The 25,052-nt window shown below is 28.0% G+C and carries 28 protein-coding genes; 16 read left to right on the top strand and 12 right to left on the bottom strand.

The window, feature by feature from the left end:
• Positions 1–3: 3 nt before the first annotated feature.
• From ACTG45_RS21390 to ACTG45_RS21315, 16 genes are all read left to right on the top strand, one after another.
• Entirely contained in the window at positions 4–3,390 is a 3,387-nt protein-coding gene (locus ACTG45_RS21390) for a phage tail tape measure protein (protein WP_479920388.1), read from the top strand.
• A gap of 10 nt (positions 3,391–3,400) precedes the next feature.
• Entirely contained in the window at positions 3,401–4,033 is a 633-nt protein-coding gene (locus tag ACTG45_RS21385) for a LysM peptidoglycan-binding domain-containing protein (protein ID WP_479920387.1), read from the top strand.
• 14 nt (positions 4,034–4,047) lie between these two features.
• Positions 4,048–5,802, top strand: a complete 1,755-nt coding sequence (locus tag ACTG45_RS21380) for an XkdQ/YqbQ family protein (protein ID WP_479920417.1) — start codon at positions 4,048–4,050, stop codon at positions 5,800–5,802.
• 14 nt (positions 5,803–5,816) lie between these two features.
• Positions 5,817–6,149: a DUF2577 family protein gene (locus ACTG45_RS21375; protein WP_223195831.1), complete on the top strand. Its 333-nt coding sequence runs from the start codon at positions 5,817–5,819 to the stop codon at positions 6,147–6,149.
• Positions 6,142–6,576 (top strand): DUF2634 domain-containing protein, encoded by a 435-nt coding sequence (locus ACTG45_RS21370; RefSeq protein ID WP_479920386.1) that lies wholly within the window; start codon positions 6,142–6,144, stop codon positions 6,574–6,576. Before ACTG45_RS21375 ends, ACTG45_RS21370 begins: the two co-directional genes overlap by 8 nt.
• A complete protein-coding gene (locus ACTG45_RS21365) occupies positions 6,569–7,621 on the top strand; it encodes a baseplate J/gp47 family protein (protein ID WP_479920385.1) in 1,053 nt (350 codons plus the stop codon). The genes ACTG45_RS21370 and ACTG45_RS21365 overlap by 8 nt, the downstream gene beginning before the upstream one ends.
• A gap of 1 nt (position 7,622) precedes the next feature.
• Complete coding sequence (locus tag ACTG45_RS21360) at positions 7,623–8,240, top strand: putative phage tail protein (protein WP_479920384.1); 618 nt, start codon at positions 7,623–7,625, stop codon at positions 8,238–8,240.
• Positions 8,241–9,023, top strand: coding sequence for a phage tail protein (locus tag ACTG45_RS21355; protein ID WP_479920383.1), 783 nt, complete (start codon positions 8,241–8,243; stop codon positions 9,021–9,023).
• Positions 9,024–9,040: 17 nt separating this feature from the next.
• On the top strand, positions 9,041–10,456 hold the full coding sequence (locus tag ACTG45_RS21350; protein ID WP_479920382.1) for a hypothetical protein: 1,416 nt from the start codon (positions 9,041–9,043) through the stop codon (positions 10,454–10,456).
• Between the two features lie 18 nt (positions 10,457–10,474).
• A complete protein-coding gene (locus tag ACTG45_RS21345; RefSeq protein ID WP_479920381.1) occupies positions 10,475–10,822 on the top strand; it encodes a hypothetical protein in 348 nt (115 codons plus the stop codon).
• Positions 10,823–10,833: 11 nt separating this feature from the next.
• Positions 10,834–11,004 (top strand): hypothetical protein, encoded by a 171-nt coding sequence (locus ACTG45_RS21340; protein ID WP_479920380.1) that lies wholly within the window; start codon positions 10,834–10,836, stop codon positions 11,002–11,004.
• A 133-nt stretch (positions 11,005–11,137) separates the two neighbouring features.
• Positions 11,138–12,784, top strand: a complete 1,647-nt coding sequence (locus ACTG45_RS21335; protein ID WP_479920379.1) for a glycine-rich protein — start codon at positions 11,138–11,140, stop codon at positions 12,782–12,784.
• A gap of 152 nt (positions 12,785–12,936) precedes the next feature.
• Positions 12,937–14,868: a glycine rich domain-containing protein gene (locus ACTG45_RS21330; protein WP_479920378.1), complete on the top strand. Its 1,932-nt coding sequence runs from the start codon at positions 12,937–12,939 to the stop codon at positions 14,866–14,868.
• Positions 14,869–14,949: 81 nt separating this feature from the next.
• Entirely contained in the window at positions 14,950–15,240 is a 291-nt protein-coding gene (locus ACTG45_RS21325; protein ID WP_479920377.1) for a hypothetical protein, read from the top strand.
• Positions 15,241–15,498: a phage holin family protein gene (locus ACTG45_RS21320; RefSeq protein ID WP_479920376.1), complete on the top strand. Its 258-nt coding sequence runs from the start codon at positions 15,241–15,243 to the stop codon at positions 15,496–15,498.
• Positions 15,498–16,295 carry an N-acetylmuramoyl-L-alanine amidase gene (locus ACTG45_RS21315; protein ID WP_479920375.1) on the top strand — a complete coding sequence of 266 codons (798 nt, stop codon included), beginning with the start codon at positions 15,498–15,500 and terminating at the stop codon, positions 16,293–16,295. The genes ACTG45_RS21320 and ACTG45_RS21315 overlap by 1 nt, the downstream gene beginning before the upstream one ends.
• A gap of 118 nt (positions 16,296–16,413) precedes the next feature.
• On the opposite strand, the gene ACTG45_RS21310 is transcribed toward ACTG45_RS21315, so the two are convergent.
• The 12 genes from ACTG45_RS21310 to ACTG45_RS21255 form a co-directional block, all read right to left on the bottom strand.
• The gene (locus ACTG45_RS21310) at positions 16,414–16,779 is read right to left on the bottom strand and encodes a hypothetical protein (protein ID WP_479920374.1); all 366 of its coding nucleotides are present in this window, start codon (positions 16,777–16,779) and stop codon (positions 16,414–16,416) included.
• Complete coding sequence (locus ACTG45_RS21305; RefSeq protein WP_169470166.1) at positions 16,779–17,585, bottom strand: ParA family protein; 807 nt, start codon at positions 17,583–17,585, stop codon at positions 16,779–16,781. Before ACTG45_RS21305 ends, ACTG45_RS21310 begins: the two co-directional genes overlap by 1 nt.
• Positions 17,586–17,950: 365 nt before the next feature.
• Entirely contained in the window at positions 17,951–18,394 is a 444-nt protein-coding gene (locus ACTG45_RS21300) for a hypothetical protein (protein ID WP_169470167.1), read from the bottom strand.
• 464 nt (positions 18,395–18,858) lie between these two features.
• Positions 18,859–19,563 carry a DUF4367 domain-containing protein gene (locus tag ACTG45_RS21295; protein WP_479920373.1) on the bottom strand — a complete coding sequence of 235 codons (705 nt, stop codon included), beginning with the start codon at positions 19,561–19,563 and terminating at the stop codon, positions 18,859–18,861.
• On the bottom strand, positions 19,556–20,098 hold the full coding sequence (locus ACTG45_RS21290; protein WP_169470168.1) for a sigma-70 family RNA polymerase sigma factor: 543 nt from the start codon (positions 20,096–20,098) through the stop codon (positions 19,556–19,558). Before ACTG45_RS21290 ends, ACTG45_RS21295 begins: the two co-directional genes overlap by 8 nt.
• Before the next feature lie 239 nt (positions 20,099–20,337).
• Positions 20,338–20,520 (bottom strand): hypothetical protein, encoded by a 183-nt coding sequence (locus ACTG45_RS21285; RefSeq protein ID WP_169470169.1) that lies wholly within the window; start codon positions 20,518–20,520, stop codon positions 20,338–20,340.
• A gap of 27 nt (positions 20,521–20,547) precedes the next feature.
• Complete coding sequence (locus ACTG45_RS21280) at positions 20,548–21,159, bottom strand: hypothetical protein (RefSeq protein ID WP_479920372.1); 612 nt, start codon at positions 21,157–21,159, stop codon at positions 20,548–20,550.
• Positions 21,160–21,544: 385 nt separating this feature from the next.
• Positions 21,545–21,934 (bottom strand): hypothetical protein, encoded by a 390-nt coding sequence (locus ACTG45_RS21275; protein ID WP_479920371.1) that lies wholly within the window; start codon positions 21,932–21,934, stop codon positions 21,545–21,547.
• 254 nt (positions 21,935–22,188) lie between these two features.
• Positions 22,189–22,338: a type I toxin-antitoxin system toxin gene (locus ACTG45_RS21270; protein ID WP_479920370.1), complete on the bottom strand. Its 150-nt coding sequence runs from the start codon at positions 22,336–22,338 to the stop codon at positions 22,189–22,191.
• A gap of 121 nt (positions 22,339–22,459) precedes the next feature.
• Complete coding sequence (locus tag ACTG45_RS21265) at positions 22,460–23,194, bottom strand: GIY-YIG nuclease family protein (RefSeq protein WP_479920369.1); 735 nt, start codon at positions 23,192–23,194, stop codon at positions 22,460–22,462.
• A gap of 18 nt (positions 23,195–23,212) precedes the next feature.
• Positions 23,213–24,013, bottom strand: coding sequence for a GIY-YIG nuclease family protein (locus tag ACTG45_RS21260; RefSeq protein WP_479920368.1), 801 nt, complete (start codon positions 24,011–24,013; stop codon positions 23,213–23,215).
• 19 nt (positions 24,014–24,032) lie between these two features.
• Positions 24,033–25,052, bottom strand: a 1,020-nt coding sequence (locus ACTG45_RS21255) for a RepB family plasmid replication initiator protein (RefSeq protein WP_479920367.1), incomplete at its 5' end; no start/stop codon positions are given.

The following is a 25,052-nucleotide window of genomic DNA, read 5'->3' as shown; positions in this document are numbered from 1 at the left end:
TCTATGAGTTCTAGTACAAAAGTTTTACAGGCAGTAATAAAAATGAGAGATGAAGCAAGTTCAACTTTAAGAAGAGTAGCAGCTAATACTAGGGCTTTGCATGATTCATCCTCTCAAGCATCAAGAGCATTAAACAATGTCCAGAACAATTTAAAAAGTGTTGGCACAAGTGCATTAAAAGCAGGAGGACTTATAACTGCTGGAGTCGGTGGAGCATTTGCTGCTGCAACAAAAGTTGGAACAGAATTTGAAAGTGCTATGTCTCAAGTTAAGGCTACATTTGGAAATTCTTTAAAACCAGGTGATTTTGAAGCTATGTCTAAGGCTGCTAGAGATGCTGGAAAAGCTACAACTAAAACTGCCGCTGACTCTGCTAATGCACTTCAATATATGGGACTTGCTGGATGGGATGTTCAAAAATCAATGCATGCCTTAATGCCAGTACTTAATTTATCAGAGGCAGCCTCTATGGACCTTGGTTTAGCATCTGATTTAGTAACTGATAGTATGAGTTCTATGTGTTTAGAAGTTGATAAAGTAAGTAAAAGTGGCAAAGTACTAGCTGGCGCTGGATTAAGTGAGTACTTAGATAAGGTTGCAAATGCATCTACTAAATCAAATACAAACATACAACAGTTAATGGAAGCATTTAATGTTGCAGGAGGTACATTTAGTAACTTAAAAGTTCCATTATCTGAAGCAACTGCTATTATGGGAATACTTGCAAATAGAGGAGTTAAAGGTACAGATGCAGGGCATGCTTTAAACTCAATCATGATAAACCTTACAACAGGTGCAGGCCAAGCAGGTAAAGCAATGAAAAAACTTGGAGTAAGTGCATTTGATAATCAGGGTAAATTTAAAGGTATGTCAAATGTACTTAAAGAAGTTGCAAATAAAACAAAAGATATGACTGATAAACAGAAAAATTATTACTTATCAGCTATAGGTGGAAAAACTCAATTAAAAACGTTACAAAAGTTGCTTGATGGAGTTGGAAATGAGTATGATAGTTTAAAGAAAAAGATAGATAACTCAAAAGGTGCCTTAAAAACAATGTCTGATGTAATGAAGGACAATACTAAGGGCGGACTTGCAACCTTAAAGTCAGCGCTTGAAGAAACAGGAATCACTATTTACTATCAACTAAAGCCAGCAATAGCATCTGTAGTTGATAATTTAACTAAAATGACGGTTTGGTTCAATAACTTAAGTGAACCAATAAAAAGAGTTATAACCAATGTAATGCTTTCAGTTGGAGCATTTGGTGTACTTTTATTAACTATAGGAGCAGTATCTTTAATTGTTTCAAAGGCTATAGGAGTATTTAGTTTCTTTGTTCCAATAATACTAAAAGCAAAAGTTGCTTTCAGAGCTTTTGTAATCGGGATGAAGCCATTAAGTGCAGTATTTTTGGCTATAATGGGTCCTATAGGATGGACTATAACAGCTATAATTGCATTGTCAGTAGCATTTACTGTTGCTTATGCTAAGTCTGAAGTCTTTAGAAATAAAGTTAATTCATTAGTAAAATCATTTGTAGAATTTGCAAAACCTATAGTAAGTTTTTGTATGCCTGCACTTAAACAATTAGGAGAAAAATTTAAAGAATTATTATCTTCACTTGGACCATTATTTGCATCTATATTAAATTTAGGTAGTGTGATAATGAAGGTATTAGGGCCTGTCTTAATTGGTGTAATAGGGTTTCATATAGCAAAATTAGTTTTAATTTTATCTACTTTGGCAACGGCATTTAGAGCTGTTGTAGATACTATAACTAATGTATTAAATGGTCTAGCATCTATTTTAAGTGGTATTTTTGATTTAATTATAGGGATTGTCACAGGTGATAGTAAAAAAATGATGGATGGAGTTAAACAAATATTTGATGGTGGAACTAAAATTATAAAATCAATTTGGAAAGGTTTCATAGATTTTATAACTGCTCCAATAGAAGCAGTAGCGGATATTGTAGATAGTTTATTTAAGGATAAAGCGAAATGGCTTACAGATAAATGGAGAGATTTAAGAACCTTCTTAGAAAATCCAATTGAAGCAACCGCAAAAATATCTACTAAAACAAATGTGAATATACCTGGAAGTAAAGCAGCAGATGCAGCTGGGAAATCTGCACCAAATACAGGTGGATTAAAACAAACAATGGCAAATTTAAAAGGTTCATTTAGTGATTTTAAAACTTTTATTAAACCTATGACAGATTCTATAAGTCAAGGAGTTGAATCTGGAAAAACTAAATTTACAGAACTACAAAATAAAATATTAAATGATGTTAAACCTGCACTAAAAGTATTAGAAGATTCTGGAGTAAATCTAAAGAATAAATTTAAAGAATCATTAACTTCAATAAAAGACAAATTTAATGAATTAAAAGATATACTAGTTGGAAATATCAAGACAAATATAGATAATCTAGTAAAAGCATTTGAACCTTTAAAGCCACACTTAGATAATTTAAAAGAATGTTTTGATAAGGTTAAACAGGCGATTACTGATTTTTTTACTCCAGCTAAACAAGTTGGAGATACAGTAGACCAGGTAAGCCAACCAATGGATAATATGAAAAAGTCTACTGATGGCATAAAGTTAGCATTTCAAAACTTAGGTCAAGCACTTGCACCTGTTAAAGCTTGGTTTCAAGGATTTTTGCCTTTCCTATCACAAATAGGGCAACAATTATTACCAGCTATAGGAATAGCAATAGCTGGTGTTGTTGGTGGAATAATTTTAGCATTTATATGGTTTTTAAATACATTAACAGCAATAATAACAACTGTTTCTGGAATTATAAACGGAATTATATCTTTTATATCTGGAATTATAAATGTTGTAATGGGACTTATAACAGGAAATGCTGATCAGACAATGGATGGCCTTAAACAAATATTTGATGGCGGAGTAGGTATAGTTAAATCTATATGGAATGGTTTGGTCGATTTAGTTAGCGGAATACTGGAACCTGTAATAGATCTTGCTGATTCATTTTTTAAAGATAAAGTTAAAGGTGTAAAAGAGACTTGGAATAAACTTAAAGAATTTTTTAAACACCCAATTAAAGGAACAATAGAAATATTTAAAAAAGGTCCTAGCTTACAAATAGGAAAAGGTGCAGATGCTGCTGGCGGTCCAAGAGGAGCATTTGGTATAAATAGAGTTCCTAGAAATGATTATTTAATAAGAGCACACGAAGGAGAAAAACTTTTAACTAAACAAGAGGCCAATCAATATAAGAGAAATAGTTCAAATGGAAGTTTATTTCTTGATAAGTTAGCAAATACAATAATTATAAGGGAAGAGGCTGACATAGATAAAATTGTAAAAAAACTAAACAAAAAAATATCTCTTGCAAATGTTGGAGGAGTTCTTTAGGAGGTATCTGATGGAAATATGGTTAAGGCAAGCAAATAATGCATTTAGATTCCCTATTCTACCACCTTCTTTTGAAATAAATGGAAATGCAACAATAAATACATCCAATATATTAGGAGTTGGAGATATTGCAGTATTTGGAGGATTAGGACTTAAAACTATAGAACTATCATCTTTTTTCCCTAATCAAGAATATAGTTTCTGTAATTATAATGGATTCCCAAAACCTTATGACTGCGTAAATTTAATACAAGGCTGGATGAAAGAGGGATTTATATTGAGATTTATAATTACAGAAACTAATGTAAACTTTGAATGTATCATAGCAGATTTTAATTACAAAGAACAAGATTGTTCAAGAGATGTTTATTTTACCTTAAGTTTAAAAGAATATAAAAGAATAAAAATATCTAAGGTCAATGCTAAGGATGGCGATTTATCTTCTAGTATTGACCTACCCATTACAAAAGGATTTGAGACTAAGCAAAAAACTCACAAGGTCATTGAAGGAGATACTCTTTTTAAGATAGCTAAGAAATATTATGGAAATGGTGACCTTTGGCAGAAAATTTACGAAGCCAATAAGGATAAAATTAAAAGCCCAAACATAATACAAAATGGATGGATTTTAATAATTCCATAAAAGGATGGTGATTTATAATTAATAAAATCAAAATAAAAGTTCATATAAAAAACGGAAATATATATAATATAACTGATTTAGTAGACAAATGTACTTGGTCTGGAGATTATAGATCACCATCAAGAACACTTGAATTTTCTATAATTCAATCAGCATCTGATATTAACTTTAGGCAAATAGATATTCCAGTAGCAAGTACAATTTGTTTCTATGTAGATGATAAAGAGATATTTAGAGGCATGATAATAGACAAATCTCTCGATTCAAGTAATAACAGTATTGATTTTACTGCAAAAGATATGGGTTTTTTACTTTTACAAAGTGAAGTTTCATATAATTTTAAAGATAAATTAGTTGAAGATATTGCTAAACAAGTTTTTGTAGATAATAAACTCCCACTAGGCAATTTACCTAAGACTAATGTTAAATACACTAAGATGTTTATTGGTGTAAATGGATATGACACTATAATGAGTGTTTATACAGAAGCAAGTAAAACAACTAAAAAAAAGTATATGATAGAGTCTAATCTTGATAAATTTAATGTCATTGAGAAGGGTGTAGTTACTTTAAATATAACATTTGAAGAAGGTTTTAATCTTATCAATACAACTTTTTCAGAAAGTATGGAGAATGTTAAAAATAAAGTACTAGTTGTTGATCAGTATGGTAATAAGATTAGTGAGAAGATAAATGACTCTATATTTAAAGACGTTGGAGTAATTATGCAAAAGGTGATACAACAACAAGAAAACAGTACTATAGATATAGAAAGTGAGTTTAAAGGAATCGAAAAGACTTGCTCTTTAAAAGGATATGGTGATATAAGCTGTATAACTGGCAGAGGTGTAAAAGTAAAAGATTCATATACAAAATTAATAGGACTTTTTTATATAGATACAGATAAACATATTTGGCAAAATGGAGATTATCAGATTGAACTTGAACTTAACTTTCAAAATATTATGGATGAAAAATCTGCTGGCCAAGATGAACAAAAAGAAGATGGCAGTTCAGAGTATACTGGAGGAACAGAGTTTCCTGCTGAATTTACTGCCTATTGTCCTAGAAAATCTGAAGGTGGAGATACAGATTGTAGAAAGAAAAAATTAGACCCTTCTAAAAAAACATGTGCCGCCCCTATGGTTGGTGCTTTCAAACAGTCTTACTATACAAAAGATTTCTTAGATAAATATCCATTATTAAAATATGGTGATGAAATACAGTTAGTTACAGGAGTTTCAAATCGAGATGGAACATACAAAGTAAATGATGTTGGCTCTGCAATAATTATAGAAAAGGATGGAACATATCATATAGATATTTTATTTGGAAATGTGGAAGATATGATGGCTTTTGGAAGAAGAAAAGGAAAAATAGTAATAGGTGGTTATGCTGGGAACATGACAGAAAGAGCAAAAGCAGTAATAGCAGAGGCAAAAAAACATCTAGGAAAACCATACAAATGGGGTGGCAATGGACCAAGTAACTTTGACTGTTCTGGACTTATGGTATATTGCTTTAAAAAGGTTAATGTTAATTTACCAAGAACATCTAGTCAACAATCTAAAGTTGGTAAAAAAGTAGAACAAAATAATTTACAAGCAGGAGACTTATTATTTTTTCATAATCCAGTTAGTCATGTTGGTTTATATATAGGTAACGGAGAATTTCTACATGCCCCACAAACAGGCGATGTAGTTAAAATAAGCAAAACAAGCAGTAGTTATTACACTAAAAACTTTTCTACAGCTCGAAGAGTTTTATAAAAAGAGGTGATATAATGGCAAATCCAATCAATGAATTTATTAAAATAATGAGAGAAGAAGGTAAATTTCATAATGAACCTTCTTTTTTTATTGGTAAAGTTAAAGATAAATTACCAGATTTAAAAATAGAGATAAATAATCTTTTATTGGAAAAAGAAAATCTTTTAATAGATAGTTGGATACTTAATAGCCAGATAGAAACATTTGAAACAGAAATAAATCAAGAACACAAACATAATATAAAAAACCCTTTTACTAATAATCTTGAAACTGGAGATATGGTAATAATGTTTAAAATAGGTGAAAAATTTGCTATTGTAAGTAAATTGGTGAGTCTAGATGAATAATACTATATTCCCTTTCATGGGTGTTCCAGAGGATTATACTTCTCCATCCAATGAGGAATTACCTATTTTTAAAGAATTTGCTTGGGATTTTGAAAAAGATGAAAAGATAATTGAAAATGGAGACTTTAAAGTAGTTGAAAGAAATGAAGCAATCAAGGTATGGATTTATAAAACAATAAGGACAGATAAGTATGTTCATTTAATATATGAGTGGGATTATGGAACAGATATAAAAAATCTAATTGGACAAAAGTATACTAAAGGTCTTACCGAAAGCGAAGCAAAAAGGTATATACAAGAAGCCTTATTAACTAATCCATATATATTAGAAGTTAATGTAACAAGTACAGAATTTAAAGATGATAATTTATCTATAAGTTTAAATGTAAAAACAATTTATGGAGAGGAGGAGATTACGTTTGTATAATGGCCAATCATTTAGTGCCTTAAATAATAGAACTTTAAATAACATAAATCTGCCTCTTTATAAAGGTCAAGGATCTTCTCTTTATAATATAGTTTCTCCAATAAATTCAGAACTTGCACAGTTATATATAGAGCTTTCTTATATACATAAGAGAGTTTTTATTCAAGATAACTTTGACGATTTTCTTGATAGAAGAGTCAATGAATTTGGAGTATATAGAAAGTTAGGCACAGAGGCAATAGGTGAGGTAACATTTGAAGGCAAAATCGGAACTCAAATACCAAACGGAACAATAGTATCTCATAGTGATTTACTATTTGTAGTTATTAAAGATATTACAATAGATGAAGATAGTAAGTTAAATGTAAGCCCTATACAGGCTTTAGAGGTTGGTATTAAGTATAATTTATCAGCTAACACAGAATTTAAACTTATAGAAGAAATAAATGGAGTAACTAAAATTTATAATGAACTGGACCTAAAGGGTGGAGCAGAAATAGAAACAGATGAAGAGTTAAAAGAAAGATTTTATAAAATACAGAAAAATCAAGCCACAAGTGGTAATAAAGCTCATTATGAAGCTTGGGCTTTAGAAGTTGAAGGAGTTTATAATGCTAAAGTAATCCCTAGATGGAATGGTCCAGGTACAATCAAGATTTTACTTTATGGTCAAAATAATCAATCTGTGGATAATGAAATTTTACAAAGATGTACTGAACATATAGAAGAAGAAAAACCAATCGGACCTGTTGTTACAATTGTTACGCCTAGCATTTTTGATGTTAGCATTAATGCAACTCTAACACTTGAAAGTGGATATGATATTGAATCTATAAAGGTTATGTTTTTAGATATTATAAATTCTTATTTAATAGAAAATTCAAGAGAGATTATTTATATAAAAGTAATGAGTTTATTAGCAAGCATAGAAGGGGTGCATGATATAAAAAATCTACTTATCAATGAAGATATTAAAAACATAATAGTTGATGAAGAAAAAGTTCCTGCTGTTTCAAATGTTACATTTAATATCGAGGTGAGTTAAATTGAAGTTAATTGATCACTTACCAAGTTTTGCAAACAATAAAATTGACATACAAATTCAAGATGCACTTGAAAATGAACTTCTAACATTACTTGATGAAAAGAATGATTTATTAGATCAGTTTTTTATAGATACAGCAACTTGGGGACTTGATGACTGGGAAGATCTATTAAAAATAAAAACAAATTCTAAGTTGGATTTCGATACTAGAAGAAGTAATATAAAAGCTAAAATGCGTGGCAAAGGTACAACTACAATAGAAGTAATAAAAGCCATATCAGAAGCTTATACAAAGACTAATGTTGATATAGAAGTATTTAGTAATCTGTTTAGTTTTACACTTAGTTTTATAACAAATAATTGTAGTTATAATACTATTTTAGAATTGGATAAGAAAATAGAAGAAATAAAACCATGTCATCTTGAACATAAATTTGAGATGATTTTATTCAATAAAAATGACATGTTTGCAGGTTCTACAATGAATACAGGAGAAACAGTTACAATATACCCATATGCACCAACAAACTTTGAAAGCTTTGGAGAATTAACTATAGCTACAGGTAATGATAGGAGTATGGAAAAAGTAACTTTATACCCAAAGCAGGAGGTGATATAGTTGGCAGAACAAAAATATTATACCCTTTTAACAAAGGTAGGTAAGGCATCTATTGCAAATGCTACCGCACTTGGTAATAAAGTAGATTTAGTTAAATTGCAACTTGGCGATGGAGCAGGAACAGAATATAATCCAACAGAAGAACAGACAACACTTAAAAAAATAGTTTGGGAAGGTTCTGTAAACAATGTAAAAGTAGATGAAGAAAATCCAAACTGGATAGTAATAGAAACCGTAATACCAGGTAGCGTTGGTGGATTTATGATAAGAGAAGTGGGTATATTTGATTCAAAAGAGCAATTAATTGCAGTATCTAAATATCCCGAAACATATAAACCAACAGCTGATAGTGGGAGCGTAAAAGATTTAGTTATAAAAATTATTTTAGTAGTATCTAACACTTCAAGTGTAAATTTAAAAGTAGACCCAACTGTTATACTAGCAACACTTAAAGATATACAAGAGTTAGACACTAAAATTGATACAACTAAAGCAGAGTTAACAAGCAACATAGAAATTGCTAAGACAGAGATTAACACTACGATAGGTGATACAACACTACTTGAAACAACAGATAAAACAAATATAGTTAGTGCATTAAATGAGGTAAAAACTAGTGTAGATAGTATAGAAACAACAGCAGAGAAAACAAGTATAAAAGATACAGATAACTTATTTGAAAGTGATAATGTTGAAGGAGCATTAAAAGAAGTAATGCAAGAGATAAAAGGGAATAAAACTAGCATTATATCTAGTATAAACAGTAACTTGATACCAATGTAGAAAGGAAGGTGATTTAAATGGGAGATTATAATGTTTATAGAACTGTTAGAAAAAGAAAAGGTTATTACTCTGAATATGATATTCATTCGACTACTTGCTCTTATACAAGAGAAAGTCCTTATAATACTACTTATTATGGTAGTTACAATTTAAGCAAATATAAAACTATTTCTATAACTGAAACTAAAGAATTTAGAATTAAGTCATATGAAGTTTATGGTTATATAAATGACAATAGAGTTGTGTATGAAGGTTATAATATGTACCAGTACACTACTGTTCAAATTGTCCCAAATCCATCTATATCCATAAATAATGATTTAGGTGTAATTGGCGATGCTTGCAGTATAAAATATAATATTTATGATGGGAATCCTGATGTTAGTTTTAAAATAACTGTAAAATTAAATGATGTCGTAATAAGTGAAAAAAATAATACAGTAGATTCTAATTATACTATAGATTTAACTGATGAACATTTATCTAATTTAGTATTTAATTCTGTAAATAATATAACTATTGAGCTTGGTACTGTTGCTGGTGGTAAAATGTTAGATAAAACTGTTACATTCACAAAAGGCAACACTAAACCAAAATTAAATATATCCTCTTATAACTCAACTACTGCAACATTTACAGCAATAGACACAGATAATAATTTAAGTAAAATAGAGCGGTTCATTGATGATGTATTAAAAGAAACAATAACAACAGATTTAACAGCAGAAAAAACAATAAACTATGAACTTACAGACAATGCAATACACACATTAAAAATAGTTGCTACAGACGCAGAGAATGCAACTGCTGAGAAAATTTTGAGTATAAGTAAAGAAATTATGCCACTTCAAACTGATTCAACTTTACAAGATATATCAAATAAGTTAGTAGAGATTGGAGAAGGGTTTAGAAATGGGAAAACAAGTATTATAAATACTTTAGCATTAAAGAATATAGAAGCAAATTTAAATAATACATTAGTGGAGTTATCAGAGAAGATTAAAACGAGTTTTGATAGTTCAGACGCTAGTGTGCAAGAGTTGCAAAATCAAATTACTACTTTAAACAACCAACTTAGTCAAAGAAAAAGGTGGGCTAAAGGTACTTATGACCAAAGCACAATTAAATCTGAAACTACTAGAATAACAATGAATTTACCATTTAAACCTTCTATTATAATAGTAAATTGTGGAATTACATTCAGTTGGCCAAATTCATCTGCATCATATTGTTATATTAAGTTTGTAACTAACCTTAGTGAAAGCGAGGCTTATAGACCTGATAGTAAAAGGTATGATGGAAAGGTGATGGCGAATATTACAGATGTGAGTTCTAGTTCTTTTACATTAAAACTTACAAAAGTTAGAGATGAAGGTATTTACGACTATAGCACTCTCTATGGTACGAATTTTACTTGGCTGGCTATAGAATAAAAAACAAGGAGAATAAATATGAATAGAAATAATAGAATAATTTACGACCAAACAGGCAAGATATGGCTTCAAACTGGTGAAACAATGGGAGATATACAAGAGTGGTCAGAAATAATAGAATTAAATTTCATAGATGTTGAATTTGGTAGTATAGACTATAGTAAACAGTATATAGAGTCTATAAATCCATTAACAAAAGAACCTATTATCAAAGATATAGAAATTGTTTTAACAGATGAACAAAAGAGATTAAAAGCATTAGAAGAAGAACTAAGTATGTTAAAAGAAGAAAATAAAAATAGAGATAGTGAGATAGTAAACACAGCATTTGAAGTAGAAAATATCAAATTAAATAACAATTTATAGGAGGAATCAATATGTATAACTTATTAAAATTAATGATAGAACAAAAGAACTATAGTACTAAAGAGGATTTGCAACACAAGATTGATGTATTTTATGCAGTAAATAGGATTACAGAAGAACAATATTTAGAATTAACAAGTTTATTAAATAAAGAAGAAACACAAGTAGAACCAACAGTATAGGAGGTTCTTTTTTTATTTCTAAAGATATATAAATTCATTTGCATTTTGCCTACACTTCATCTACACTTTGCAGACGTTTATGGTTTTAAAATTAGGTACAATAAAACCATAAATTTAGAAAGAGGTGGATTAAATGGCAACAGTTTATGAATTTAATTATACAGGAAGTGAACAAAGCGTAACGTTAAAACCTGGTAAGTATAAGTTAGAATGTTGGGGTGCTAGTGGTGGTGGAGTTGGATATTATAATCATGGTAAAGGAGGTTATTCTTCGGGTGAACTTACATTAATGAAAGAAACTATTTTATATATTTATACTGGAGAAAGTGGAAAAATTAATGGAGTAACATCAATCATGTTCAATGGTGGAGGTTGGGCTAGTTGCTGTGGTGGTGGTGCGACCGATATAAGGCTTATTAATGGAACTTGGGATAATAAACAAGGTCTGTTATCTAGAATAATTGTAGCAGGAGGAGGAGGGGCTTGCTATACAGGTAATAAAGAGTTTTTTGGTGGTGATGGAGGTGGATTGCTAGGAGGTAATGGCATAACAGAGATGAGTGGTTATTATCCTGGCGGAACACAATATGAAGGAGGAAGGGGCTTTCAAGCTGCTGCTAGTGGTACTTTTGGCATTGGTGGTACTAGAAGTGACTCACTATATGTTAGTTGTGGTGGAGGGGGTGGTTGGTTTGGAGGTGCTGGTAATACTAGTGCTACTTGTTCTGGCGGTGGAAGTGGTTATGTGTTAACTAAAGATAGTTATAAGCCAAAAGGATATATCCCTACATCTGAATATTGGCTAGAAAATGTAGTTACAACAACTGGAGGAAGTAACCCATTAGTTATTGGTCATGATGGTCGTGCTAAAATAACACTATTACAAACATTACCATTTTTAACTGTATCCTCATATAATTCAACTACAGCAACCTTCAAAGCAGACCACACAGACCCTGCACTACTAACTAAGATAGAAATATTTATAGATGATATATTAAAAGAAACTATTACAACAGATTTAACTCTTGAAAAAACAATTAACTATACATTAGAAGATAATGCCTTGCATACATTAAAAATAGTCGTTACAGACAGTGTTAATGTTACAGCAGAAAAAATTGTAAGTATAAGTAAAAATATAATACCATTAGATGATGATGCCAGCCTACAAGATATAACAAAAAAAATCAAAGAAATGAAAGAAGGACTTAAATCTGGTAAAACAAGTATTATAAATACTTTAGCACTTAAGAATATTAATTCAGATTTAAATAATACATTAGTTGATTTATCAGAAAAGATAAAAAATTCTTTTGATAGTTCAGATGCTAGTGTACAGAAATTACAAAATAGAATAACAGAATTAACTAATCAACTTAGTCAAAGAAAAAATTTCGCGACAGGAACTTATACATTTACAAAGGCTGATGCTAGTAATTTTAACATAAGTATGAATGATAATAAAGGAACTTCTAAAACACTTTCTATACCAATTAATGTTAGTTTCTCTACAAGCCTAATCGTAATAAGTGGAGCAACTTTTGACACTTCTTATGGTTCACCTGTTTATTTTGATAATGTTTGTGATTCAAATTTTTATAATTTTGGTTATGATTCTAGATATACTAATAAAGATCCAAGAGCTGTGGGGATTCTTAATGTATCTAAAGATGGATACTATTCATTAAATCTTACATTATATAAATTATCTATATCTGAGACAGTTGGAATATGGGCAAAAGAAGGAAGCACACTCACTTATAAAATCTATGGCTAAATATAAAAAAAGAACCTATATTATAAATGTTTCTTTTTATTACTAAAATACATAAAATCATTTACATTTTGCCTAAACTTTATTTACATTTAGCAGATTTTTATAGTTTGAAAATTATTTATAATAGAACTATAAAAGAAAGAGGTGATTTTATGAATCCGATTGTTTATTTATTTGAAAGACAATATCCTGGGACAGAAACTCCAAGAGGTATGCAAGTAAATTTAGTACCTGGGAAATGGAAATTGGAATGTCAAGGCGCTTATGGTGGATATGAGTTTGATGAACGCAATGGAGAAAAAAAAGATGATGCCCTGTTAAGTAATGGTGGTTATGCTAAAGGGGAATTACTATTATCAGAGCCTTCTATATTGTATGCATATGTAGGTCAAATTGGTTCTGACACTAATTTTGGAGGCCAGGGAACTGGTAATTTAGTCCTTGGAGGAAAATATCCTTACTATACACATTGGTATGTAGCAGGAGGATCAACTGATATAAGATTGGTAGGAGGAAATTGGGGAAATTTTGATGGACTACACTCTCGTATAATAGTTGGTGGTGGTGCAGGTATGGGTCCAGATGCTGGTGGTGGCGGTGAAATTGGTAGGTCAAAAAGTGGAGTTCCTATTACTTCTGCTACACAATCAGTAGGTGGAACAAACTCTTATAATGCTAGTTGCAATGGAGATTTTGGTAAAGGTGGATTATATGGTGCTACAAACAATGATGATAGTAGAACGAATGTGCCTGGTGGTGGTGGATGGTATGGCGGAGCAGGTAATCCTTGGAATTCCAATTCTTCTGGGGGAGGCTCAGGGTATGTATTAACCTCTAATAGTGCTAAACCAGGAGGATATATTCCTACATCTAAGTTTTGGATGAATAATGTTGTAAATACTCAAGGTGAAACTACTATTTATAAAAATAGGATAGAACCTTATGCAAAAATAACTTTATTAGATACGCTTGCACCTACTTTATCAACTTCAATTCCTTTAAATTTAGGATATATTGAAAATAATAATATATTAAAATATTCATTTGCATTAACTACTAAAACAGAAAATACTGTTACTGTAGTAGAAAAACTTAATGATGATATATTAAGTACAAAAACAATGTCTGCTGGAAAATATGAAACTACTATAGATAATTCTAGGATAATAGATTTATCTTTAAATTCTTTAAATACTATAACTATAACCGCTACAGATAGTACCAATAAGACATCAGAGCTAATATTTACTTTTACAAAAGTGAATTCTAAACCTTCTATATTGATTAATTCTTATAACTCTACTTCTACTACTTTTATAGTATCCGATTTAGATAATAATTTAAACAAAATAGAATGGTATTTAGATAGTGTGTTAAAAGAAACAATAACTACAGATTTATATGCAGAAAAAACTATTAACTATGAACTTACAGATAATGCAATACACACGTTAAAAATAATTGCTACAGATGAAGAAAATACAATTGTTGAAAAAGTCATAAGTATAAGTAAAAATATAATGCCAGCAGGAGAAGATGCTAATTTAAATGATATAACAGCTAAAGTGGGTGAAATCAAAAATGGATTAAAAAGTGGAAAAACATCTATTGTAAATGTATTGTCATTTAAGAATATAGAAGCTAGTTTAGATAATTCTTTTACAGAAATCTCAGAGAAGATAAAAACTGCTTTTGATAGCGGGGATGCTAGTATTGATGAGTTAAAAAATAAGATAGTTGAGAAAAATAATTTAATTACACAGTTAAATAATACTATAGCAAGTTTAAATGATGTTATAAATAGTTCAAAATTAGTGACAGGCTATTTTTGTTATAAAACTGGTAAAATTACTTTTAGTGCTAGTTTAAATAAACCTATAACATTTGCAATGGCTCTTTTATACAACGATAATACTTATGCTGGTGGAGCCATATATTCTAATGGAAAGAGTGTTGATGTAGGTGTTTATGGAGGTTCTTTAATAACTGTTGATGGAAATACTGCACAAATAAGATTTAATCTTAGACCAACAGATAGCGACAAAGGCAAAGAATATCCTATTTATTTTTATGTTAAAGCATAGAAATAGTTAAAATTTATATAGTAAAATTAGAAAGGGCCAATATTTAACTAAGCCCTTTTTTAATACAAAAAAGGGGGATACATGGAAGAAATAAGAATAAACTTATTATGCACAGTAGCAGGAGTTGTAATATCCTACTTAGCATTTAAAAACAACTCAAACAGAAAAATACAAGACGAAACAGAAACAACTACAAAATTAGAACAACAAATAACTTTTTTATGTGAGAATGTAAGAGATATAAAACATGATGTAGCTAAGTTTAATGCTAGTTTTTTGGATATAAGTGAAAGAGTTGTAAAAATAGAGGCAAGCACAAAACAAGCACATCACAGAATAGATGAAATTATAAGTAGAATTGGAGGAAAATAAATGGATAATTTAATAAGTTTCATACCTGAGCAATTATTTTTATTGGTAGTTTCTCTTAATGTATTAGGATTTGGATTTAAGAAATACAAACAGTTAGATAATAAATATATTCCAGTTATATTACTTGTATTAGGTATAACATTTTCCATATGGATGTTAGGATTTAAACCAACTTCAATCTTACAAGGTATTTTATGTTGGGGAGTAGCAATAGGAGCTAATCAAGTTTACAAACAACTAAAGGATGGTGACAAATAATGAAAATTGCAATAGTACCAGGTCACACACTAACAGGAAAAGGAACAGGAGCAGTTGGTTATATAGATGAAGGTAAAGAAAATAGAATACTAACAGATTTAATAGTAAAATGGCTAAAATATGGCAACGCAACTATTTACACTGGTAAAATTGATAAGTCCGATAATTATCTTTCTGAGCAATGTCAAATAGCCAATAAACAAGACATAGACTTAGCAGTACAAATCCACTTTAACGCAAATAGTACAACCTTAAACCCTATGGGAACAGAGACATTATATAAAACAAATAATGGGAAAGTATATGCTGAAAGAGTTAATTCAAAATTATCAACCATATTTAAAAATAGAGGAGCTAAAATAGATGTAAGGGATCTTTATTGGCTTAAACATACCAAAGCACCAGCAATATTAATCGAAGTATGTTTTGTAGATAGCAAAGCTGATACAGACTATTATATTAGACATAAAGATATAGTTGCGAAACTAATAGCAGAAGGTATATTAAATAAAGACATAAATGCTAAAGGAGAAAATAAAATGTATAAACATACAGTCATTTATGACGGAGAAGTTGATAAAATATCAGCAACAGTAATTTCTTGGAATTATAAAAAAGAAGAATGTTTAGTTTGTGATATAAAAAATTACAAACCATATCAAACTGAAAATTTATATGTTGTTGGAACAGGAGCATGTAATAAGATAGACTCATTGAGCAAAGAAAAATATACAACTCTAAAAGGTGATGATAGATTTGGTACTCTTCATAAAGCCTTAAATTTTATAAATAAATAGATTAATTTACTTAATATACAATGTATAAACTATTTTAATTTATACATTGTATATTAAATTATATAACAATTTATTTTTATACTTATTTATCAATTTTATATTTAATTTAAATAATAACTTATTTTCTAGGTCCTTTATTTTTATTTCTTTTATCGTACTCCTTTGCTATTTTATCTATGTTTAATTCTTCTGGTAAATGCTCTTTAGTTGCCCTTACATTAGCCCTAATAAACTCATTTATTACTTTATTTAATGTAGTCTTTTTAAGGTGTGCTATAGTCTTTAATACTTTCAAATCCTCATCATCAATATATAATGTAACTTGTCCTTTTTTAGTCTTTTTATTTTCTTTTAAGTCTAATAAGTTTATCCCTGGAAGTTCTGTATGTTCATTAAATTTATTTTCAATTTCTTTATTGATTTCATTTTTATAGTCTTTTCTAGGTATAGATATTTCTTCCTCTTCTAATTCAAATTTACTCATTATAATACCCCCTTATTAGTAAGTTCTTCTATTAAATCATTTAATTCTTCTCTAACTTTATGAGCCTTTTTTATCTTTCTACAATAGTCATCTATACTTAACTTATTTAGCACGCAATTTTTTACTATAGTGCTTTCACTTATTTTTACATCTGATAAATCTTCTTTTATACTATCGAACCTATCAAGATAATCCATAAATATATCGCCAGAAGTTAACTTTCTTGAAGTAAAAGAATTTATTACAACAGCTCTTTTTGCTTCGTTAGTTTCTCCCATATCTTCTAGATCTTCATTATATTTTTGATAGAACAGTTCACAACCTCTTATACTTGCTATATCTTGAAATTCAAGAGGTGTAATAATACTGTCTGAAATAAATAGAAAATTTCTAGCAATCAAGTCATATGAAGGAGACAAATCTATTAAAATATAATCATAATTTTTAAGAGTAGAAATATTTTTCTTAAACCACTTAAAAGCGACTTTTTCTCTACTAGTTTTTATAGTCAAATACTCTGATAAAACAGATAAAGATAAATCACTTGGTATTAAGTCTACATTTGGATAATCTTTTAATGGAGATTTTATTATTAATTCTTCTGCACTTATATCATCTTTAAATGCATCTAGAATTGTTTTTTTATTATGTACTATTTTATATATGAATTGTGTAAAGTTTGCTTGGGTATCTCCATCAAGTATAAGTATTTTTTTGTCTTTTTTTGATAAATTAAGAGCCATTAGATATGCTAATGTCGTTTTCCCAACCCCACCTTTTACATTAAATAAACTTACTATTTTCATTTTAATCCTCCTGTGAGTTCTATTGATATATGATATTATATCACACTTCCGCCTACATTCGGGATTTTTATAAAAAAATTATCTAAAACTTATAAATAAATTATTATATACTTTATATAATAATTTATTTATAAGTTTTATGCAATCATCCAAAGATAGCACAAATATAAAAGGAATAGATATTCTCTATTCCTTTTATATTTGTGCTATATGTAAAATTATCCTAAGTTTACTACTTTTTAAAAATATCAATTACAAGTATAAATATTATTATTATTAATAATAAATTAGCAGACTGAATTAATATAATTGGCTATTCAAGATATATTATTTATAGTCACCTCATCTTATGTATGCAATATTTTTTAATATCTTCTTTCACTACTTATTATATTTTTGCTTTCAGAATTTGCTTTTATTGTAGAATAAACTCTGTAGTATCCTCTTCCTATAGTTTTTGACTTAGAAAGAGAACATGTACTACTTCCTGAAGCATTCCAAGTTTGAATTGTTGACCATGTTTTTCCATTATCATTACTTTTCTGTAACCTAGCAGTAACTGATGTACTTGTCACATTTGATGAACCTCTAACAGAACAGATTACTCTAGCTGTACTACCTGAAATATTTAAAGTACAAGTACCAGACTTAATATAAGACATTTTTACCATAGTATCATCTATATAGTTTACAGCTGAATATTGTTCAATATTCTTGTCTTTATATTCATCAGCAAATATAGGTATCGCAATTGCTGATGAACATGCTAAAGCGCACATACTACTTATAATCATTTTTTTCCAAACCATAAAATCACCCCTTCATTTGCTTTTTATTATTTTTTACTTAATATATAACGAATAATGAAGTGATTTCTGGACACTTATATAAAATTTTTTATTAAATTTTTATTATGATTCCAAAATAGATATTCATAGCTATAATAGTCATAAATATCTAAAATACTATATATTGTAACTATCCCCCAATAAACATATATAAACTTGTAATTATATTATAAAAACCTAATTTAGATCCGGTTTTACTAATAAATAGACTCTTTCAATTTTAAATCATTTTTCTAGTATAAGAGGCTTATTGCTTTGCTTTGCTTTGCTTTGCTTTGCTTTGTCTTAATTATAATAGCTAAGATATATTTGTATTTGAATTATACTCAATTTTTTAAACTATAAAAACCACCTCTTTTTCTTATACATTTTTATAACAGCAAATATATAACGAATAAAGAAATGGTTTTTGGACACTTAAGAAATTATTTTATGCTTTTAGCCATTTTTAATAAAATATTTTTATATAATTCTAAATTCTTATTATTTTGATAATCTACATTTAACAGATATATAAAGTTGTTGTCATTCCAAAATACTTGTAAGAAAGTTTCTTTTTCTATATATTTTGCCTTATACCCATTTATAAATATATCTTTAACTTTTGCATTTTCTGTATCTAATATAATAGAATTCGCATCAATTTCAGTACTTGTATATTCTATTCTTATACCTTTTTCATTTTCATATGCAATCATAAAATTATCAACTCTATCTACTTCTTTGAATCCTTCTGGGATGTATCCTGGTTCTTTAATCTTAAGGTTTTTGATTTCAATATTTTCTTTATTTGAAAATACAAAAGAAGTTAAATCTTCATATACTCTTATTACCAATTCATATAAGCGTGTACGCAATGCCTCACTACTCATAGTAACAGTAAATAAACTAGCTAACACTATTAAAAATATAATAGCTATTCGCTTTGAATAGAAAACAATTTTATTTGTAAGACTACTTCTTTTTTGCTGCTTAATGAGTTTTTTCATCTTTCGTTCAAAACCTTTTGAAAAAACATGATTTAATTCATCATCTGAAGGAAGGTCATCAAGAATAATTTTTGTCGCGATTGGGATACTTTTTTGAAGCATATCATCTGTAATATCAAAATCATCTTTTTTATTACTCAATATTTCCAACCTCCATTTCTTCTAATATTTCTTTTAATTTTTTTCTAGCACGTTGAATCCTCTTATATACATTCTCCTCCCCTAAATTTAATACCTTTGCTATTTCTTTATTTGAAAAACCATACTGGAACTTTAAAGAAAGTACTTGAAAGTAACTTTCATTAAGTTTTGCAAGTGCTATAGCTAAATTACTTTCACATACTTTATCTTCTATAGAAAAATTTATCGCCCTGTTTTTATACTCTTCTTCAATATCAGATACTTTCTCTCTTTTTCTCTTTCTGTAAAAGTCTATAGCAATCCTTTCTACTATTATAACGATAAAAGCCTTCGTTCTTGGACTATCTACTTCATCAATTTTATCTATATTTTTAATTATTCTTAGAAAAGCATTATGTACAGCATCTTCTGCTAAATGATCATCCTTTAATATTTTATTTGCCACATAAAACATTATCTGTCTATATTTTTCATATATCTTTTCAAACTTGATTTTATCTTCTTCAAACTCAAGCATTGATAAATAAATTAACATTTATAATTCCCCCAAATTAAATATCTCAAATCAATATTTTAGAGTCTAATTATAACATAAATGTATAATTAACTCTACTTAAATAGAATATAAATATGCTTAAAAAGCTTATTTAAAGGTATATAGTAAAAAACCCTTATAATCCATAAAATAGATTATAAGGGCCTTAACTTTATAACTAATTCTCAAAGTTAAATTTTGAAATTAATTATTTTTGTACATATTTAATTCTATAAAAATTAATCTTTTTTTGTTTTGATGTAATAGTATATAAATAAAAGTACATATGCTAAAGGTATTAAAAGTAATATTTTTAAATCAATATTAAATGTATTAGTGTAAAATGATAATGCAAGTGATAATAATACAATTATCAAATTTGGAATTGTTTTTAAAAAAACTTTATAAAGTCTTTTTTTCATATTATTCCTCCTAAAAAAGCATATCTTTTAAGTTTGATAGAACCAATGATCATATCTATAAGTATATGTTGCACCCTGAAAATTCCACTTATCCTCTATATATGATAAAACAATTCCATAATTAGTATTTATACCATCCATGTTAATTGTTATTATCTTTCCAATTGCCACTACAGCAAGCCCTACCCAAAGTTTTGGTAAAAAACCTCCAAAAGTAGATGCAAGATCTGCTCCAGCTTTTATTTTCTTTAATGTCTTTCCACTTACATAAATATATAAATAGTTTTTACCATTTTTAGTAAAAGTTCTGTATTTGTTATACCCATTTATATATTTCACACGAGAATTTTGATTTACTTTCTTAGCATAATCATCCACTTCTTGATTGATTTTATCCAATTCCTTTTGAGTAAATTGACCTGTTTTAATTAAGATTTCATCAATCTTTTCATCTGAAAAAATTTTATCCTCAGGCCAGTAATTATGTAATTCCTCTACTTCTTTGTCAGACAACTCTATTTTCACATTATTATCTGATTCTGTTTTTTCCATTGCATTTGCTGTAATAGCAAGTGGTAAAGATATTATCACAGTTGCCATCACTGTTGATAAAAGACGATTAATTCTTTTGTTATTCATTTAAATCCCCCTAACTATAATAAATTTAAGGTTTTAAAATTAACCCTTTACATATATAACGTATTTAATTTTGTTTTTTGGACACAAGTTTTAAAAAATTTATATTTTTAAAACTTATGAAAATATAACAAAAGATACTTGATTTGAGAGAAGTGTTTTTAATATTATTATATTTCAAACTTAACGCAGTTAAGGTTTTGTAATTATTTATATTTGTTATTTATAAAATTAATTTTAATATAGTTCAGTTTTTAATTGACTTCATACAAAAACAGAATATAACTTATATAAAAAGTTATATTCTATTTTTTATACTAATTTAAAAATAATTTTAATTATAAATTATTTTTAAATTTATAATATCTTTTTTCATCACATTCAATTACTATTTTTTCTTTAAATTTATAGTTTCTTCATTTCTATTCCAAGATATAATTACTTTATAACTAGATTCTCTATTTGAATAAAGACCTGGTCTTTGTATTTTTATTGCCTTTTCTCGACCTGCTTCTAAAACTTCTCCATTTACAATTACAACTGCATCTTTACCATCTATAAACTCATATGAATAATCGAATTTTTGGTCAAATACTTTTTTACTATCTTTATATTTTATTTCTAGTTCTGATCTTTCTTCAGTAGTTACGAACTTAGCTGTCCAATGCTTAGATTCTCCAATAAAAATATTTTCATCATGTGTTTTAGTTTTATTAAATATAAGAATTGCAAAAAATATTAAAACTATAAAAATACCTATAAAAAGTTTTTTTACCATATCAATTCCTCCTTCGAATAAGTATCTGTATTATATCATTGAAAGGATTTATTTTTATCTTTTTTCTTAATTTTCATAATATTTTAACTATTATAATTTTAATATAATATATTTATTATTAATAACTCTGGAACAGGTATTTTGGGCAATCCAATATAAAATTGTATCAAAATTAAGTTTTTGTGCTATAATAAAAGCAAGAGAACTATATTCTATTTAGCGACAGAATGGAGTTCGTAACTTAAAATAAAAAATTATTCGAACTTTTTGAACTTGATTTTTAAATCAAGTTCCCAGCCACTCTTGCTGGAGTGGCTTTTTACATGTCTAAATAATTTGCAAATTAAATAAAATATTAGACTAGCTATAACGCCAGCCAATATGTTTAGTAAAAAGTTATCCATACTTAGCCACCTCCCTTCAACATTGTTGGGAGGATATCTTTTGTTGTACGGACTCCACTCTTTTTAGAATATATTTTTTTCTCTTGCTAGATTTAATTATACCATATTTTTCAATATCTAGTTAATAACTTGTACTACAATAATCATAAAGCTTGTTCCACTCGCAATCAACGTCAACTACCTTAAGGATGTCATTAACTTGACTATTTAAATCTTCAATGTTTTCTTCAGACATCAAAGGATCTTTTATGATTTCATTTAAAAAAATGCTATCAATAACTAAACATACATTTTCTGATAAATATTCACGTTTCACTGAGATTACTGTTCCAACTGTACTTTCTTTTAGTGTCTTATATGCTACACTCAATATACATGGCTCTAAATCAATTCCTTCTAGTGTTGTTTCAAAAGAATATTTTATTTTTATATTTTCATTTCCAATAAATATTTCCTCATTGCTGCTTATCTTCTTTAATTTTCTCATTATACGTAACATCTTAGCATTTACTTCATAGTTTATTCCATATCTCTTTGATGCCAAACTTGACATCAAGTCTCTTTCTGAATAAATTACCCATTGACTATTATAGAAAAATGATGTTTTAGCAATATCCATTTCTCCTTTTCCAGCAATATTAAATTTAGGCTCTAATTTATTTATTAAGTAGATCTCATAAAAATCCATAGTATATTTATTATCTAATTCCATATACTCAAGTCTTAAATTCTTATTACACCAATTTTCTGTTTTATTACTTAAATGACTAGCATGCCTATCGCAGATATTTTCTGTTTTACCAACATATAAACATTCTTCTGTATCTGGATTAATGTATTTATAAACATAATGCATCTTCATTTTCTCCAATCCTTAATCATCATATTTACATCCCTTATATATTTCAAATAATTCTTGCCATGTATATCCAACTTCTAATATGTGAAAAATATCCTCTATTTCTTGGAAAATCTCAGCAATTTTATATTCAAATGTTGGCATTAATTCAATTAAATTAGCAAAAGATCTAATCCTAATCTCTAATGTTATATCTATAAGCATTTTTTTATTTGTTGATGTATATTCTTTCCATCTAGGATAAATTGAAATCAAAGAACAACTTCCAAAACTTTCTAATGTTTCAAAATCATATGATATCAAATTAATATCTAATTCATTCTCACAAAATTCTATATCCATATTTTCAAAGTTGTAGAGCACACTTAAAACATTATTTTCATATGACATTTCAATCTTGGCATTTAACTTTTCAATTTTCTTTAAAAAATTAATAGATTTTTGACTTACTTCATATTTCATATCTATCTTTCTTTCTCTGAATCTTCTTTTTCCCTTTGTTTTCTCCTTGAAATCTTCTTCTGAATATGTACTCCAATTTTCTTCCTTGTAATCAAAAAAGATGTGTTCAGTATCCATATCACCTTTACTTAATTTATTAAATATTGGGTTTAATTCATTTATTAAATAAACTTCAAAAAAATCCATATTATATCTACGTGGAAGTTCAATATATTTTAGTATTAATTCTTTAGTACACCAACCTTCTTCTTTATTACTCAAATGAGATGAATGCCTTACATATATATCTTCTGTTTTTCCAACATATAAACATTCTTCTGTATCTGGATTAATATATTTATAAACATAATACATTTTTTATTTTCTCCAATTCTTACTTATAGTAATATCCTTCTTCATTTACTAGACCTTGATCAAACAAATTTCTCCTAACAGTTTCAAGTCTGACAGGATCTTTGCTATAATCAATTTCTCTTTCTTCTTTGACATCTTCATCATCCCAATATTTATCTAATTCTTCTTTAAACTTTAAATCATCTTTTTGATGAATTATAACTTCACTTATTTTATTTGAAAGTGTTGATTTGAAAAAATCATAATTCTTTGTATTTATAATGTCAGTATTATCTCTTTCAAGTGCTATGGCAATAGATTTATTAAAAGCATTCAGATAAACATCACTCTTGAAATCAAACTCTTTAAAATCTTCTCTAAATAGTTTAATTGTTCCTGTTGTAAAAATATTTTCATTTGGTATATAAAAACCAAAAGATACTTCATTATCCTGTTTCTTTTTAGGTATATAATCTTCAACCAATATATCTTTATCAAAATATTTTCTAGGTTCATAATCTATCACAGAAAAAATTATCTCATCTATTTTTCTATTTTTTCTTTTTTCTTCTTTTATTGAAACAACCATGTTGCCTTTTTTATTTATCTCATTCATTGCTCTTTTTAGAACATTTTGCTTAAAATATTTATACTCTGGATATACATTATCTTTTAATTTCAAATAAAATCTTAATTCATCTAATTTATATTTTATCTCCACTTCCTTATTTTCTCTGCTCCATAGCCTAAATAAAGTGTATAATCTCTGAGTATATGCACCTCTAAAATTAAATAAAACTGATAAATTAATAGCTGTATATCCATTTTTCTTTTTCTGCATTTTTACAAAATCAGTTATATGATTGTATAGAACTTCATGCATCATAATTGTATAGATTTGGTCTGTATGATCCAATTCATATGTATTAATTAAACCACTTCCAAAAGTTTTTAACTTGCCAGTTGTCTCTTCTATGTAATCAAATTCCAGGACACTCTGTTGAAACATGTTCAAAATTTCTTTTATATTTTTATGCTCATAATCATTATTATTTTTCAT

Source organism: Clostridioides sp. LIBA-7602, assembly GCF_056688945.1.
The sequence above is the reverse complement of the archived record's forward strand: the minus strand, read 5'-3'. Positions and strand labels throughout refer to the sequence as shown.